We start from the raw sequence: 16,937 nt of genomic DNA, 5'->3' as shown, positions 1-16,937 counted from the left end.
TGTTTATAGTAATGACTCAAATTCTTCTCTTACACTTGGTACTGATAATCCAACAATAACCTGGATATTCTTTTTAGTTGCCTTTAAGCCATGAGCACCAACAGACTTAAAGTATGCATCAGATTGAACTAAAGTTTCATCTTTAACATTTACTCTTAAACGTGTAGCACAGTTAGTCACATCAATGACATTATCCTTGCCACCTAATCCTTCTAATATTGCAGCAGCTAAACTTGGCTTTTCTGCACTATTAGTAGTCTGTCCACCAGACTGTTTTTCTCTAAACTCTTTCTTGCTGTGGAATGTGATTTCTTCATCATCTTCACGGCCTGGAGTTTTAAAGTCAAATTTTAATATTAAGAATCTAAATACAACGAAGTAAATACCTGTAAATGCAAGACCAACGATTAATAATGTTAAGTATGTTGGCCAATGTGCAGCCATTAATGGAATATAGTTAAGTGCTGACATTTCAATTAAGCCACCAGATAATACCCCAACTACACCTAATGCATAAGCTGTAGTAGCGAGTGTTGCAGCAAGTACTGCATGTACAACAAATAGTACTGGTGCAACGAATAAGAATGTAAATTCAATTGGTTCTGTAATACCACAGAAGATTGCAGTTAAAGTAATTGGAATTAATAAACCGGCAATCTTTGTTTTCTTTTCTTTCTTCGCTGTTGCATAGAATGCAAGAGCGATACCTGGACAACCAAAGATCTTAGATAAACCTGTAAGAGTTGGCCATGCCCAAGGTGCCATTGATTTTAATGAAGCAGTTGATGCTGCCATGTGAGGCAATAGCTTTGCCCATGCTGAGAGAACACCACCATTGACGATTGCTGAATCATAGAAGAATGGGAAGTATAGTAAGTGATGTAATCCAAATGGAATAAGCACACGTTCCATAAAGATGAAGATCCATACCCCAATTGATCCTGCGCTAATAACGAATACCTGGAATGCACGCATACCATTCTGAATCATTGGCCATAACCAAGCAGATAGGAATGCAACTGGTAATAAAGCAAAGAACCCAACAATAACAACAAATGATGAACCACTGAATGTTCCTAACCATTCAGGTAGTTTAGTATCGAAGAACTTATTGTGTAAATAAACAACGATACATGAGATTAACAACGCTCCAATCATCCCCATATCTAAAGTCTTGATACTAGCGATTGTTGTAAGACCACTTGTACCACCAATCTTGGCAGCGAAGTTTACACCAAACGCTGGTCCCCACTGACTTAAGATAGTATTTAGGAAGTACTGGAATGTTAAGTAAAGTACTAGAGCTTCCATACAGCATCTAGCCTGCTGTTTTTTGGCAAGTCCGATTGGTAAGCCAACTACAAAGAGTAATGGTAACTGATTGAATACTGTCCATCCTCCCTGAAGAATAACGTTCCAAATCTGATACCACAATGAACTTGGATCAGCCAGACCTCCCATGATGGCTTCAGTAGTAAACAATGTACCGATTCCAATTGTTACCCCCGCAAAGGCAAATAACATAACTGGTGTGAACATTGCACCACCGAAACGCTGGATTTTTTGTAACATATCTTTTCCTCCGTTTCTTTTGTTACCTACATACTACTCGTGAGAAAGCGATTTCACAATACTTTGGCTTCTGTTAGGGACGGGGCTCCATAGGTTATGATTTATAACCTTGCCCGTGAATTTTCACACACGCATTTTATACCGATATATTCAACATAATTTTAATCCAAGAAGATAATTATGAATTATTTTCACGCAAAAAAAGGCTATATGCATCATGCATATAGCCTTAACTATTATTTAATAATCTTGAAATAGTGACCTGGTTCAATCATGTCTAAGAACATCATTTCTTCTTCTTTTACATGACCACAAAGGTTTCTTTCACCATCATTTGGAATATCTCTTAATGCGATTTCTAATTCACCACGATAATGAGCTAAATTATCATTAACGATTAATACATCACCACGATGGAACATCTTCTGTTCTGTTTCACGATGTGGGATACTTTCATTCTTATACTTTACTCTGCTTCCAGATGAACGTAAGAAGAATGAAGAATGATCATAACGGTCCCAATGTGGATAGTAATCATAAATGATTTCCTTTTCTACATCTGATAAACCTTCTACTTCATCAATCTTGAAGCAGATGTTCTGGTAATCAACTTCTGATAAAGCTTTTAACTCTTCTTCTGAAGCATAAGCATTACCAATAATAATATCATCAACGTCTCCAGTTGCAAGCATTAAACGAGCCTGTAAGTCAATTGGAAGACCTCTTAAGATTTCTACTGTTGGTAATCCACAGAATACATTCCAAGGACCATGTGTATGTGGCTGGTTACTTGATACGAATGCAGCTGTATGAAGATTTAATGATTTCCAATAAGCATTGAAGTTAACGAAATAGTTCCAGTCTAAACCAGAATATCTTTCTGGGAAGAAGTTATGACAGATAATAACCTGATCCTTGTTTCCACCCTGTTCTAATAATAATTCAACACCCTGGTCCATAGAACCGTTGAATTCAATCTGAATATTATAAGGGTTTCTAGTAACCTGGATATCTCCTGTAGTACCAAATGAACCATCTAAACGGATGATATCTACACCCATATCATGGAATGGTTTTAAATCACTATAAGTAGCTCCTAAATGTTTAAATACTTCTGGGTTAGTGTCTACTGCAACTACATAACCTAAAGAATGTGCCTTATCCATGAATTCTCCAAAGTCCTTCATGATCTTTTCTTTCGGATCATTCACTGATAATAAACAAGTAAAGATTCTTGAGAAGCCATACTTAGCAGCAAGTTCTAAGTAATCATAAACTTCTTTCTGAGTTGATTTTTCAGGATAAACTGAAATTCCTAAGCGATGCATAATAAATCCTCCTATTTTTATTTTCCGATAGTATTATATCATTTATACCAATAAAAACAATATGTATTTTATGCAGTATAAATATGTTCTCTCTATATTATACAGTAATTGATTTGAATTGCGTTAGATTTCATTATTTTGCACATACTTTCTATTTGATATATAATGAACATAATATGGAGGTACCTATGACACTCAATAATATATTAGCATTCTGTGTGACATTCATTATATCGGTCATCCTAACCCCTTTTATCGGTAAAATCACAAAAGAAATGGGTATAATAGCCCATACTAATAATAGAACTGTACATCACGGTATTATTCCTCGTACAGGTGGATATGCCATCTATGTGGCATTCCTTATAGGGGCAATGGTATTCCTTAAAACAGATAATCAGATCAACTCTATATTAATAGGTGGTTTGATTGTTTTCTTGTTTGGCTTATATGATGATATTCATGACCTTCCTCCAAAGATGAAGGTTCTTGGACAGGTCGCTGCAGCACTTATAGTCATATTTTATGGTGGTATATCTTTAAAAGGATTTACTATTCCTTATATTCCTACTATTCTTTCTTATTCTATTGCCTTAATAGTCACTCTAGGATGGATTGTAGGTATTACCAATGCAGTAAACCTTATTGATGGATTAGATGGTTTATGTGGTGGTATATCCATGATTGTGTTGATCACTACAGGACTCATCTCTATCCATTATGGACGTACAGATATCACTTCATTAACACTCTTACTTGCAGGATCCATTGGAGGCTTTTTAGTATTTAATTTCCATCCCGCAAAAATATTTATGGGTGACTGTGGGGCTTTATTTATTGGCTTCATGTTATCTGTGATTTCTTTATTAGGATTTGGATTTAAGACCTCTACATTCTTTACTTTAGGGGCACCTATTGTCGTACTCGCAGTACCTATTATGGATACGCTCATTGCGATTATTAGACGTAAAGTACATCATCAGCGCTTTGATGAAGCAGATAAAGGACATTTACATCATAAATTGATGTTCTCTCTAGAACTAGGTCAAACTAAGAGTGTTCTTATTCTATATATTGCGACCGCATTATTCTCTATCTGTTCATTTATCCATATATATAGTGTGACTGCATCTATTTTATTATTCGCATTATTACTCTTTGTATTTGAAATATTCGTGGAATATACCAATATGATTTCACGTAAATATAAACCAATTCTTACAATTCTCAATATATTCTTAAAAAGAGATGATTTACCAAAGATCAAAGAATCTAAGACATATTTAATGATAGCAGAAAGACATCATGTGAAATATATTCTTATTGGATTCTTATGTGCTGTGATTGCAGTAAGTGGCGTCCTTGTTTATCATAGTCATAATGATAAGAAGCCAATTGTGAATACTCCAGTCATTACTTATGATATGCCAAGTCATCCTACTTCTTTAATGAAATCAGTGCATGAAGATATTAATGCATCTCATACTAAGAGAAATACATGTCAGAATGTCGCTGCATTATTTGCGATTGATTTCTTTACTATCTCTAATAAGAAGAAAAATGAAATTGGTGGTGCGCAGTATTTCTATAGTGATCGTTTAAATAACTTTGAAGAGTTTGCGAAGTCTAGCTATTATGCAAATGTGAATGATATGATTGCGAATAAAACAAATCTTGATGAAGTCACAACATATGAAGTGAACTATACAAGAGCATCCGATGTTACATTAAGTGGTTTAGAAGATTATGAATATACGGATGTTGGATTAGAAATTACATTTAATAAAAAGAATTTCTATTACAACTATCAAACTATTAACGTAAAAGTAACACTTATAGAAAAGAATAATCGTTTTAGTATTGTATCCCTTGACTTCAACAATGGTGTGAGCGAATAAAGGTGTTGTAATCAATATATTTTTATGATATTATTTATTCGCTAATGTAGAAAAAGTCTAAAAGAGAAGGAGGCAGGAAAAATGTTAGAAGTACTTTTGATCATTGTTTCTATAGCCCTAATTATTGTGTGTCTTTTACAAACGGGAAAAACTGATGGTATTGTTAATGCATTAACTGGTCAGAGCTCTAATCTTTTTGCACAGCAAAAAGAAAGAGGTGTGGATTTAGTTCTTACACGTATTACTGTGGGACTAGGTATTGCATTCTTTGTTATCGCAATTCTTATTAAAATGGCAGGATAATAATAAAGGGGCACTTATGAGTGCCTCTTTTCTTTTGTTGGAGGTGAATATATGAAAGAAGATGTTTTAGAATTATTAAAGAATAAAGACTTAAAGGATAGAAAAATAGATGCTCTTGCAAGTGCACTACATTATGATTCTACTGAAGAATATATCGCATTTGTAAAGCTTATGAATAGATTAGAAGAAGATGGTGAAGTGATTAGAGATAATCAGAATAACTATCATTTGATTGATGATTTCCATTATTTAAAAGGTGTTTTGAGTTTAAATAAAAAGGGATTTGGTTTTGTAAAAGTTGATGAAGAGACTGAATACTATATTAATAGCAAGAACCTCAATGGTGCTTTTGATCAGGATGAGGTTATGATTGAAACAACTGTCTATAGAGGAAAACCTGAAGGACGTGTTGTAAAGATCATTAAGCGTGGTATGACTCGACTTGTTGGATTAGTCAGAAAAGGTAGAAGAGAACTCATCATCATGCCTGATGATCCTAAGTTTACTGATTGGATTTATGTAGATGAAGCTCATGCACATGGGGCTATGCCTGGACATAAGGTTGTTGTAGAGATTAAGAAGTACGAGCCTTATTTAAAGGGTGATATTGTTAAGATTATTGGTCATAAGAATGATCCTGGTGTAGATATCTTATCTGTTGTGAATAAGTATGATGTAGATATTGATTTTCCACAGGCAGTCTATGATGAGATTGAGTCTATTCCTCAGTCTATTGATCCAAGTGATATTCCTAATCGTTTAGATATTAGAGATTGGCAGATTGTGACTATTGATGGTGATGATGCCAAGGACTTGGATGATGCGATTTCTTTAAAGAAATTAGATAATGGGAATTATCAGTTAGGTGTTCATATTGCGGATGTTTCGTTCTATGTGAATGAAGGAACTGAATTAAATAAGGAAGCGATTCGAAGAGGGACTTCTATTTATCTTGTAGATAGAGTGATTCCTATGCTGCCTCATAAGTTATCTAACGGGATCTGTTCACTTAATGAAGGTGTGGACCGTTATGCAATTAGCTGCATTATGGAAATCAATGATAAGGGGCAGGTTGTAGATCATAATATCTACCCTACTGTTATTAGAAGTTCTCATCGTATGACATACAATAATGTGAATGCGATTCTTGCAGGTCATAAAGGACTAAAGAAGAAATACAGTGATGCTGTTGAATTATTCTTTAATATGAAAGAATTAGCTGCTATCTTAAGAAAGAAGAGAGATCGTCGTGGTGCGATTGACTTTGATGTAGATGAAGCAAAGGTTCTTGTAGATGATAAAGGACGTGCTGTAGATGTTGTCTTAAGAAATCGTGGTGAGAGTGATCATATTATTGAAGAATTCATGTTATGTGCTAATGAAACAGTGGCTGAACACTTTAAATGGATGGATGTACCTTTCATCTATCGTATACATGAGTATCCTAAGAAAGAGAAGTTACAACAATTTGTTTCCATTGCGAAGCCTTTGGGTTATACTATTCATGGGTCTCTTGAAAAGGTCAACCCTCATGAATTAGCACGTATGATTGAAGAATCTAAGGGAACACCTGAGCATGATATTATTTCTACATTATTATTAAGATCAATGCAGAAAGCACGTTATGATGCACAATGTCTTGGACACTTCGGTCTTGCGGATGAATTCTATACACACTTCACATCACCTATTAGACGTTATCCAGACTTATTGGTACATCGTTTGATTAGAACTTACTTATTTAAGAATGATTATTCTAGAATGAATGAGTTTGAAGAAATGATTCCAGTACTTGCTGAACAGTCTTCTAATCGTGAAAGAATTGCGATTGATATTGAACGTGAAGTCGAAGATATGAAGAAAGCTGAATTTATGTCTCATCATGTTGGTGAGGTATTTGATGGTTATATTTCTTCTATTACAAGTTTTGGATTCTTTGTATCACTTCCTAATACCATCGAAGGTCTTGTTCATATGACTTCCTTAACAGATGATTATTATGCTTATGATGAAAAGAATCTTATTCTTATCGGTGAACATACAGGACGTATGTTCAAGATGAGTGATCCAGTAAAGGTCAGAGTAACTGAAGCAAATAAGCTAGAAAAGACAATTGACTTCGAGCTTGTAAAAGCTGGAAGTCATAGAAAGAAGAAAAGAAAATTCCGTACAAGAAGGTAATATATATGAAAATCATCTCAAATAACAAAAAAGCATATCATGATTATTTTATCCTAGAAACTTTTGAAGCAGGTATTGAATTAAAAGGTACTGAAATCAAGTCTATTCGCAAAGGCAGTGCTAACCTTAAGGACTGTTTTGTAAGAATTAAAGACCATGAAGCTTTTATTGAGAATATGTATATTGCCCCTTATGAAAATGGAAATATCTTTAATCATGAACCTAGACGTATTAGAAAACTATTGCTTCATAAGAAAGAAATTAGTAAACTAGAGAAGAAGGTTCGTGAGGATGGTTTAACAATCGTTCCTACAAAGCTTTACTTCAATACCTCAAAAGCAAAGCTAGAAATTGCTCTTGCAAAAGGTAAGAAGCTTTATGACAAGCGTAATGATTTAAAAGAAAAAGATGCTAAGCGCGATATTGAGAAAGCTCTCAAACGCGCTTATTAATGGGGGCGTCTTGGATTCGACAGGGGTCAGTTTGAATCAGGCAGCAGTCGTTGGCAAACGTTACATGCACAAACAAATATCTGGAAACAGAACAAATTACGCTTTCGCTTAATAGTCGACATAGACTTGCGAATGCAGACCTATCTGCGCTTACACCTTTAGAGTCTGTAACATAACCTGTAAGATAAGGGATATAGGATGTTCTGACTATATTCATGAAAATCAATCAGAAATCGGTATGCGAAAGATTGCTTATTGATCGTAACATACTTAAATTGATTCAATAAGATAAACTGTAGACACCTGATATGGAACGGCTTTTGGACGGGGGTTCGATTCCCCCCGCCTCCACCAAATTTAAGAGTTAAAATGGATGTCATCAAAAAAACTGATGAAATCAACATTTTTTAAGATATTTTAAAAAATCAAGAAATAGCGATTTATGTGGGTGTCACTACCTAGAAATCGCTATTTTTTACTTTAAAGATAAGGTAAAATGGATGTAATAAAAGTAAAGATTGCAGATTACTTATGTTTGATGGAAATTATTAGATAATTATTTTTGAAAGGATGTGTTTTTCGTGAATTATATTTTAAAACAGTATGATAATGATTTATTGTATTTTTCTATGAAAAATACAAATGATGGATTAGAAGTTTTGATTAATACTATTAATCAAAATTTACAATATCTTTTACCATTAGACTTAGAATTGAGCAATGAAGGATTAAAAAAATGGCTTCAAAAAAGGACGATTCCTAGAAATAGAGCCTATGTTTCTAATTTTTTATCTCGATTAGGATTAAATGAAAAAGATACAAAAGGTATTATTGATATATGTCAAGGCTTATCATTGAATGATAGTTATTGGGTTGTGCAAGAAAATTGTAAAGACTTATTTAAAGATAAAAATCTTTATCATAATTCTTTTAATACAAATATTGCTTCCATTGCTTTTACAGGATATGGAAGTTATACAAGAACTTCATTTAGATCATCGCCTGAATTTACAACAAATGGGATGCTAGCAAAATCATGGAGAAGAATAAAAAATAATATTCTTCTTTATAAATCAGGAACAGAAGGATTTGCGAATAGTGGCTTAGAACCTTATAGTGAATATTATGCTTCACAAATTGCCAAAACAATGGATTTACATTATGTAGATTATGGACTTTCTAAATGGAAAGGGAAGCTTTGTTCAACATGTTTACTTTTCACAAATGAAAATGTATCTTATATTCCAGTTGGAAGAATTATTAAAACAGGTGGAATAGAGTCAGTTATTGATTATTATAAAAAGCTAGGTGAAAGCTATTATCAAGAATTATTAGATATGCTTGTTTTTGATGCAGTGATTTTAAATGAAGATCGTCATTTTGGTAACTTTGGTTTTTTAATTGATAATAAATCAAATAAAATTGTGGGATGTGCGCCTATTTTTGATAATGGATTATCACTTCTTTGTTATGCCATGGATGATGATTTTAAAAATATTAATCAATACATCCAAACAAGACTACCTGCAACATATCAAGATTTTATTGCTTTTGTAAAACCACGTATGACAAAAAGACAAAAGGAAAAACTAAGAAAATTAATAGGTTTCAAGTTTGAAAGTCATTATAAATATCGATTACCTAGAAAAAGACTCAAATATTTGGAAGAAATTATTCAAATAAGAGTTTTAGAATTATTAGAATAGTAGAGTATATCTACTATTTTCTTTATGCGCTCATCATCCTATTCTGTTACTTTGACAGACTCTGGCATATCATGATTATTTGTGGAATTTATTTATAACGTAATTTGGAAACACCTTATATACATTAATACGCTTATTCTGATAACAGGTAGTCAATGTGGTCTCAGTCACCTTAATATCTACCATCTTGCCTATATATTCATATGGAACTGAATACCAGTTCTTTCTCATAGGTTTTTTATTTCTTCTAATACTTAATAACTTCCTACAGTTATATGCTTGTATGATATAATTTTTATGTGGAACAACCGTATACGGTAAGTGGTTATCCTTGGTCGTAAAGACGAAGGTACGCAAACCTTCGAAATTCACATTCCTAGAAGTTTTGGGAAAATCTAAAAAACGGAGGTGATGCGCAATGACAGCATATGAAACAGTCATGGTAGTGTTAACATCGTTAGCATTTATTGTGTCTATTATAGGAATCATTGTAAAGTTACTTCTTATCATTATAGATAAAAGTGCAAAAAAATAACTACCTCAGCCTCGGGAAAAGTTTGAGATAGTTATTTCAATCATATAAAATCCAAGGACAACCGCTTACTGGTTGTTCCTTCTTCGTCTTTATTATAGTTTATGCTCAAATTAAAGTCAACATATGCGAATTATGGCTTATAGAAAGAAGGTTTGGATTGTGAAAAAGATATGCTTGATTATTATTTCTCTTATTCTTTGTACCTGTTACACTACACCACAATTAGAAGGTACATGGAGATGTGAGAAATCTCCATTAGAAAACAAAGATATCTATACTGCATATCTCACATTAGAAATAGATAAAGATTTATCTTTTAATATGTATGATGCAGAAGCCGGTAATCCTGTAATAAGAGGAAAAATGATCAAGAAAGATGATACACTTACTCTCCAATGTGATCATCTTGATGATTTTGATCCACCTGCTTCATGGGAATCTATGAAGGCAACTGAAACAATTCACTATTACTTTAAGAATAATAAACTGTATCTAAAGTATAATAACTCTACATTAGTGTTCTACAAGAAATAGAAGATTATATCTTCTGTTTTTTTATGCTTTTAACTAAAGCTCCAAACAATACAATAAGTATAATGGCTGAAAGCCAGAACTCTACTTTCATTTCTACAAGTATAAAACCAACTGAAAAGAGACTGATTAATTGATCAAAGTATTCAGAGATGTTATTAAAGACAGAAATCATCATCATAGCACCTGTTTCTATCATGATGATCATTAAGCATAATACAGTAATTACTATATGATTGATATGACATACCTGAATAAAGAAATAAAGGTTAATCACTGCAATAATATTTAATATATGAATCAACTGCCCTTTTGGATTCACAAGATAAGAGAGATATCTTGTACTGAATATAATATAAACAGGAAGATAATAAGACAACATTGTCATACTTTCTTTATAGTCCCCTATTCTATAGGCAAGATAGAAGATGAGTATTCCTACAATGATATCAATGATTAATCCAATCTTACGATTTCTTCTTTTCTTATACAGTTTCATCTCTTCTAGAGTAAGAGGTGGAAGATGATGTTTTTCTCTTTTACGATTGAATTCTTCATTCTGCTTCTTAAGTATATCATTCACATAATCATTCGATTGTGATTGTGCTTCTTCACTATAGTAGCTGATTGTATTTTGATGTGTATATGTATAATACACTTGATAGAGAGTACCGATAATAAGAAGAACTATACTAATAATAAGAGGAATCATATAAGGAACTGAAATAGACGGTAATATGAATACAAGAGCCAATACAATATAATCTAGTAGAATATTATATCGCTTGTTTTTCATAATAAGATCAATAAGAATAATCAGGATCATTGCTTCTACAACCTTTCCGCCTGCATGAGATGTTGGGTTAAGAATCAAATAGAATACATAGTTCCACAAGAAGATGGTGTATCTAAAGAAACTGTTGATCCATGTGGTTTTCTTTCCTTGATCATGAAAATAATTCTTAATAAATGTATCATGATTTTCCTTAATAAGTGTATCTAATTCTTTATGGTTCATCTGTGCTGTGATTAATAGATCTAACAAGCTCATAAGTATATCATTCGCATAGAATCCTGGGTAATGTCTCTCTTGTGCATATTGATATGCCTTGTCATAGAATGCCTGATAATCTCCTGTCAATTGATTTCTTAATGTGTTATATTGTGCAATCATTCTTTATCCTCCAAAACCTTTTCTACAATACCTGTTATCTTATAATATGCATGCTTAAATTCTTCCAAATAGACTAATCCTTCATCTGTAATCTTATAGTATTTTCTATAGGGTCCAGCTTCTGATTTCACCTGTCTGCATGACAAATATCCCTTCTTAGACAAACGTGTTAATATCGGATAGAAGGTTCCTTCTCCTACATTCTCAAAGCCATACTTCTCTAGTTCTACTAATAGTTCATAACCGTATGTTTCCTTATGACTAATAAGAGTAAGAATACATCCTTCCAACATTCCTTTCATCAATTGTGTATCCATTATGTCACCTACTTTGCAATGCAAAGTATACACTACTTTGTTATGCAAAGTAAAGAAATAATATGTAATTAAAAAAAGTTCTTAAGTGTTTCTTAATTTCCACACAAATTACACATATTAGATATATAATACAAAATTGTTGAAGATATAAAGTTGAGGGAGAAAAGAAATGAAAAAACGTCATTTAAGAAAGAGGGCATATGTCCTATTAGGCTGTATTGTCGTTTTAGTGCTTGGTCTAGGCATTTATTTCATGACACGTCCAGCTGTTAGCTTTAATGAAAGTACACAGGATATTGAAATCAATAGTACTTACAATCCTATGTCTTTTATTAAAAAAGTAAGAGGTAATAAGAGTGATGTGACTGTAGATAATTCTAAAGTTAACGTCAAAAAACTTGGAAAGTATAAGATTACTTATACACTAAACAAGAAGAACTATGTATTAAATGTAGAAGTTGTAGATACTAAGAAGCCTACATTTAAAGTAGTGAATAAAGCAGTAGAAGTAGGTACTAAAGTTAAAGCAAGTGAATTTGTGACTGATATTAAAGATGAAACAAAGACTAAGACTTACTTTAAGAAAGATGTGTCTTTTGATAAAGAAGGTACACAAAAGGTTACTGTTGTTGTAGAAGATCAGGGTGGTAATAAGACTGAAAAAGAAGTCAATGTGAAAGCAGTAAAGGATACTAAAGCACCATTACTTGCAGGTCTTCAGAATTATGATACGACTGTAGGTTCTAATATTGATTTCATGAAAGGTATTACTGTAGAAGATGATTTTGATAAGAATCCTAAGGTATCTGTAGATAGCAGCAAAGTAGATTTTGGAAAAGCAGGTACTTATAAAGTCATCTATACAACTAAAGATAAGTCTGGTAATAAAAGAAAGTATACACAGACTGTTATTGTGAATAATCCACGTCCTGCCAATGCAATTGCACCAAGTGGTGAAAAGGTTGTTTATCTTACATTTGATGATGGACCTTCTCAGAATACTCAGCGTGTATTAGATATTCTTGATAGATATCATGCGAAAGCGACATTCTTTGTGACTGGTAATGGTCAGAAATATAATTACTTAATTCAGGAAGCACATAAGAGAGGTAATACTATAGCACTTCATACTTATTGTCATGATTATCGTACTGTTTATGCTTCTACTGATGCTTACTTTAATGATTTAAATAAAGTAGGTAATATGGTTAAGGGTCTTATTGGATTTACTCCTCGTTATATTAGATTCCCTGGAGGAAGTTCTAATACAGTTTCTAGACATTATTCTGCAGGTATTATGAGTCGTCTTACTAGAATGGTACAGGAAAAAGGTTATCAGTATTATGACTGGAATGTCAGCAGTGGAGATGCATCAGGTAATAATGTGCCTACTGCAAGACTTATTGCGAATGCGACAGCTTCTCGTAATAATCAGATTATGATCTTATTCCATGATACAGCTGCAAAGAATACAACTGTAGAAGCATTACCTAAAGTTATTGAACATTATCAGAGCCTTGGTTATACATTCAAGGGTATTGATGATACAACATTTACACCTCATCAAAGAGTATTAAACTAAAGCCTCATTCGAGGCTTTTTTCTTTACTTAAATTTTACATAGACTTAAGAAGAACTTTTTATTGGTATGATAGACTAAAGACAAAAGAGAGGATGTCTATGATTTATATTACCGGTGATACACATTGTCCTTTTGATATCTCTAAATTAAAGCCTCATCATTTTCCTGAGGGACAGATACTTACAAAAGAAGATTATGTCATTATATGTGGTGATTTTGGAGCTGTATGGGATGATATGTTACCAGATTTATTCTGGCGTGACTGGTTGGATTCACAGCCATGGACTACATTATTTGTGGATGGCAATCATGAGAACTTTGAATTATTGGATGATTATCCTGTATCTCGCTGGCATGGTGGAAAGGTGCATTTTATTAAGGAATCTGTGATTCATTTGATGAGAGGACAGATTTATACAATTGATGGAAAGACATTCTTTACTTTTGGTGGTGGCTATTCATGTGATATAGAAACACGTGTAGAACATCGTTCATGGTGGCAGCAGGAATTACCTACAACACAAGAATGGAATGAAGCATTGAATAACTTACTTCAATATAACTTTCATGTTGACTATATTATTACGCATGATTGTCCATTCCATATTAAAGAACTTTTACATACACGTACTATTCCTTGTAACCTTAACGACTATACTCTTCCTCATCTTAGAAACATAGATGAAGTCATGGATGACATAGAACAACAAGTTACATATAAGTTATGGTTTTCTGGACATCTCCATATTGATCAAACCATTTATAAACATGTTATTCTCTTTAATACGATTTATTGCTTAGAAAGGTGATATATATGAATCAACGTAAAACTGATTTTCTTAATTACTTAAAACATTTAAGTGTAACTACCCTTGTACATCAACAGAATTTTATCAACAAATGGTATGATCTTTTTAGTATGTTGGATGAAAATCAATATAATTCTATTTCTATAGATCATTTAACTGATGCTGAATATTATGTGATGAACTATTCTATTCCTCATGTAGGAAGCTATAAGGTTTATTTTAATATTGATCATGTGATTCAATCAGATGCTTATCAGACATCTTCTATTCAATCTATGACTGAAGATGAACTAGATAGAAATAGAATCAACCATCCTATTCCTTTTGATATGAACATCTACTTGTTAAATCAATTCCAATGTTCACAAAAGAATATAAAAAGCATTAAATATTATCCCGTTATTACTGATTCCTATATGAGTAATGGACTCTATACTGTCATTGATGGAAACCATCAACTAGAGATGTCATTAAGAGAACAAGACTTAGTTGAATTAAAGTACACTCCTTTCTATAAGTTAAAGAAGGAATGTTATGACAATACGTTCAGCTATTTATTACATCATTTCATGAATGAAATGCATATAATTAGCTCTGATTCACAATACTTACTCAACCAATATCCATTACAAGAAACAATTCGTATTTAAAGCCTACTCAATGTAGGCTTTTTCTTTTGGTATCCTATATTTTTTGTTTATTATTCACATTTTCATGATATAATTTTTTCGGAAAATATACTGAATAATATCGTAAGGAGATTTGTTTTGAAGAAAAGAATTATTTCAATTGTTTGTCTATTTTTACTCATCTCATTATTACCTGGATGTTCTTCAGATAAAGAAGAAGAATCTGATGCGATTATTGTGAATGATCAGATAGGACGTCAGATTACAATTAAAGACCAAGTAAAACGTGTAGTAAGCACTTCATATATAACAACTTCTACATGCCTCGCATTAGGAGTAAATGATCAGTTAGTTGGTATAGAAAAGAATGCTTCATCTAGAAGCATTTATCAAAAGACTGATCCTGATTTATTAGAACTACCTCAGGTAGGATGTAATGTCAGTCTTATCGCAAAGACAGCACCTGATGTAGTATTTATGATGAAAGAGAATAAGGATCTTATTGAGGATTTTGAAGAAAGACATATAAAAGTTATTGTGGTTGATCCTTCTAGTGAAAAGAAGTATGAGGCCATGGTTTCACTTATTGCGAAAGTTTGTGGTAAACAAAACAATGCGAAGAAGTTAAAGAACTATTATAGTACTAAAAAGAGTAAGATGAATAGTTTAGGTACTTCTAATAAGCATGTTTATATTGCTTCAAAAGAGTCTATTTATAGACCTGTCACACCTTCTATGTTTCAAAGTACTATACTAACTACAGCACATGTGAAAAATGCTGCAGCGAGTATTAAAGGTGTAGACTACCCTACTATTGCGTTAGAAACATTATTAACTTTAAACCCAGATATGGTGATCATGCCTCGTAATGCTTCTTATTCAAAAGATTCTATTTATAACTATGAATTCTTCTCATCACTTGATATAGTGAAGAACAAGAAGATTTATATTATGCCTGATGTGGTTGAATCATGGATGGATCCTGTTCCTTCTCATATTCTTGCATCACTCTGGCTATCATATGTACTTCATCCTCATGATTATACATATGAGAATTATAAAAAGGATGTTATAGATTTTTATAAAGAGTTTTATGGTTTTAGTCTTGATGAAACACTTATCACAAAATAGAAAGGATAGAAAAAGATGTTAAATATTCAGGAATATGTAAGACCTCAGTCGCTTGAGGAAGCTTATGAACTCGTTCAGAACAGAAAAAACATTATTGTAGGTGGTATGTTATGGTTGAAGATGATGAATAGATCAGTTGAAAAGGCAATTGATTTATGTGATCTTCATTTAGATACTATCGAAGAAGATGATGAACAGTTTACTATTGGCGCAATGGTGACATTACGTCAGTTAGAAACTCATGCAGGATTAAATGCTTATACACATGATGCAATGAAGCATAGTGTAGAACATATTATTGGTGTGCAGTTTAGAAACTGTGCAACTGTAGGAGGTTCTATTTTTGGTCGTTATGGTTTCTCTGATGTATTATCTATGTTTATGGGATTAGATGCTTATGTAGAATTATATAACGGTGGTATTGTACCTATAAGAGAGTTTGCTTGGATGCGTCCTTCTCTTGATATTCTTGTACGTGTTATTGTAAAGAAGACACCTATTAAGGTTTGTTATAAGTCACAGAGAAATGTAAGTACTGATTTCCCTGTTCTTACTTGTTGTGCAAGTTATATGAATGATACTTATTCTGTAGTAATTGGTGGTCGTCCTTTAAAGGCAATTGCTTATGAGAAACAGATGGAATTAAATGATGCGTCTATTGAAGCGTTTATTGAAGAAGTATCTTCTGAAATCAAACTTGGAAGCAATAACTTAGGTAGTGCAGAATATCGTCAGAAGCTTGTAAAGGTTCTTATGAGACGTTCATTAAAGGAATTGGAGGCACAGTAA

At 32.7% G+C, this 16,937-nt stretch carries 16 protein-coding genes and 1 other RNA gene; 12 read left to right on the top strand and 5 right to left on the bottom strand.

The window, feature by feature from the left end; genetic code table 11:
- Nucleotides 1–3: 3 nt before the first annotated feature.
- Both NQ499_RS00275 and NQ499_RS00270 read right to left on the bottom strand, forming a co-directional pair.
- The gene (locus NQ499_RS00275) at nt 4–1,572 is read right to left on the bottom strand and encodes an alpha-glucoside-specific PTS transporter subunit IIBC (protein ID WP_006504856.1); all 1,569 of its coding nucleotides are present in this window, start codon (nt 1,570–1,572) and stop codon (nt 4–6) included.
- Nucleotides 1,573–1,808: 236 nt separating this feature from the next.
- Nucleotides 1,809–2,900, bottom strand: coding sequence for a DUF871 domain-containing protein (locus NQ499_RS00270; protein WP_006504857.1), 1,092 nt, complete (start codon nt 2,898–2,900; stop codon nt 1,809–1,811).
- Between the two features lie 188 nt (nt 2,901–3,088).
- Here NQ499_RS00270 and NQ499_RS00265 point away from each other — a divergent pair, with 188 nt between their 5' ends.
- From NQ499_RS00265 to NQ499_RS00240, 6 genes are all read left to right on the top strand, one after another.
- On the top strand, nt 3,089–4,798 hold the full coding sequence (locus NQ499_RS00265) for an MraY family glycosyltransferase (protein ID WP_040389656.1): 1,710 nt from the start codon (nt 3,089–3,091) through the stop codon (nt 4,796–4,798).
- A gap of 81 nt (nt 4,799–4,879) precedes the next feature.
- Complete coding sequence (secG, locus tag NQ499_RS00260) at nt 4,880–5,101, top strand: preprotein translocase subunit SecG (protein ID WP_006504859.1); 222 nt, start codon at nt 4,880–4,882, stop codon at nt 5,099–5,101.
- 51 nt (nt 5,102–5,152) lie between these two features.
- Nucleotides 5,153–7,282: a ribonuclease R gene (rnr, locus tag NQ499_RS00255; protein WP_006504860.1), complete on the top strand. Its 2,130-nt coding sequence runs from the start codon at nt 5,153–5,155 to the stop codon at nt 7,280–7,282.
- A 5-nt stretch (nt 7,283–7,287) separates the two neighbouring features.
- Nucleotides 7,288–7,734: an SsrA-binding protein SmpB gene (smpB, locus tag NQ499_RS00250; RefSeq protein ID WP_006504861.1), complete on the top strand. Its 447-nt coding sequence runs from the start codon at nt 7,288–7,290 to the stop codon at nt 7,732–7,734.
- Nucleotide 7,735: 1 nt separating this feature from the next.
- Nucleotides 7,736–8,088: a transfer-messenger RNA gene (gene ssrA, locus NQ499_RS00245) on the top strand.
- A 227-nt stretch (nt 8,089–8,315) separates the two neighbouring features.
- A complete protein-coding gene (locus tag NQ499_RS00240) occupies nt 8,316–9,440 on the top strand; it encodes a HipA domain-containing protein (protein WP_040389657.1) in 1,125 nt (374 codons plus the stop codon).
- A gap of 75 nt (nt 9,441–9,515) precedes the next feature.
- Here NQ499_RS00240 and NQ499_RS13630 read toward each other — a convergent pair whose 3' ends face one another.
- A complete protein-coding gene (locus tag NQ499_RS13630; RefSeq protein ID WP_456301142.1) occupies nt 9,516–9,671 on the bottom strand; it encodes a Mu transposase domain-containing protein in 156 nt (51 codons plus the stop codon).
- A 463-nt stretch (nt 9,672–10,134) separates the two neighbouring features.
- Between NQ499_RS13630 and NQ499_RS00235 the strand changes: the two genes are divergently transcribed.
- The gene (locus NQ499_RS00235; RefSeq protein WP_040389658.1) at nt 10,135–10,509 is read left to right on the top strand and encodes a hypothetical protein; all 375 of its coding nucleotides are present in this window, start codon (nt 10,135–10,137) and stop codon (nt 10,507–10,509) included.
- A gap of 4 nt (nt 10,510–10,513) precedes the next feature.
- On the opposite strand, the gene NQ499_RS00230 is transcribed toward NQ499_RS00235, so the two are convergent.
- Nucleotides 10,514–11,680, bottom strand: coding sequence for a hypothetical protein (locus NQ499_RS00230; RefSeq protein WP_006504865.1), 1,167 nt, complete (start codon nt 11,678–11,680; stop codon nt 10,514–10,516).
- Entirely contained in the window at nt 11,677–11,997 is a 321-nt protein-coding gene (locus tag NQ499_RS00225; RefSeq protein WP_006504866.1) for a PadR family transcriptional regulator, read from the bottom strand. Before NQ499_RS00225 ends, NQ499_RS00230 begins: the two co-directional genes overlap by 4 nt.
- Nucleotides 11,998–12,166: 169 nt before the next feature.
- Between NQ499_RS00225 and NQ499_RS00220 the strand changes: the two genes are divergently transcribed.
- The 5 genes from NQ499_RS00220 (at nt 12,167) to NQ499_RS00200 (ending at nt 16,937) form a co-directional block, all read left to right on the top strand.
- A complete protein-coding gene (locus NQ499_RS00220) occupies nt 12,167–13,579 on the top strand; it encodes a polysaccharide deacetylase family protein (protein ID WP_006504867.1) in 1,413 nt (470 codons plus the stop codon).
- 98 nt (nt 13,580–13,677) lie between these two features.
- Nucleotides 13,678–14,388, top strand: a complete 711-nt coding sequence (locus tag NQ499_RS00215) for a metallophosphoesterase family protein (protein ID WP_040389659.1) — start codon at nt 13,678–13,680, stop codon at nt 14,386–14,388.
- Between the two features lie 5 nt (nt 14,389–14,393).
- Nucleotides 14,394–15,038 (top strand): hypothetical protein, encoded by a 645-nt coding sequence (locus NQ499_RS00210; protein ID WP_006504869.1) that lies wholly within the window; start codon nt 14,394–14,396, stop codon nt 15,036–15,038.
- A gap of 117 nt (nt 15,039–15,155) precedes the next feature.
- The gene (locus NQ499_RS00205) at nt 15,156–16,148 is read left to right on the top strand and encodes an ABC transporter substrate-binding protein (protein WP_006504870.1); all 993 of its coding nucleotides are present in this window, start codon (nt 15,156–15,158) and stop codon (nt 16,146–16,148) included.
- Between the two features lie 15 nt (nt 16,149–16,163).
- The gene (locus tag NQ499_RS00200) at nt 16,164–16,937 is read left to right on the top strand and encodes an FAD binding domain-containing protein (protein ID WP_006504871.1); all 774 of its coding nucleotides are present in this window, start codon (nt 16,164–16,166) and stop codon (nt 16,935–16,937) included.

Source organism: Catenibacterium mitsuokai, from assembly GCF_025148785.1.
GTDB lineage: Bacteria > Bacillota_I > Bacilli_A > Erysipelotrichales > Coprobacillaceae > Catenibacterium > Catenibacterium mitsuoka.
The sequence above is the reverse complement of the archived record's forward strand: the minus strand, read 5'-3'. Positions and strand labels throughout refer to the sequence as shown.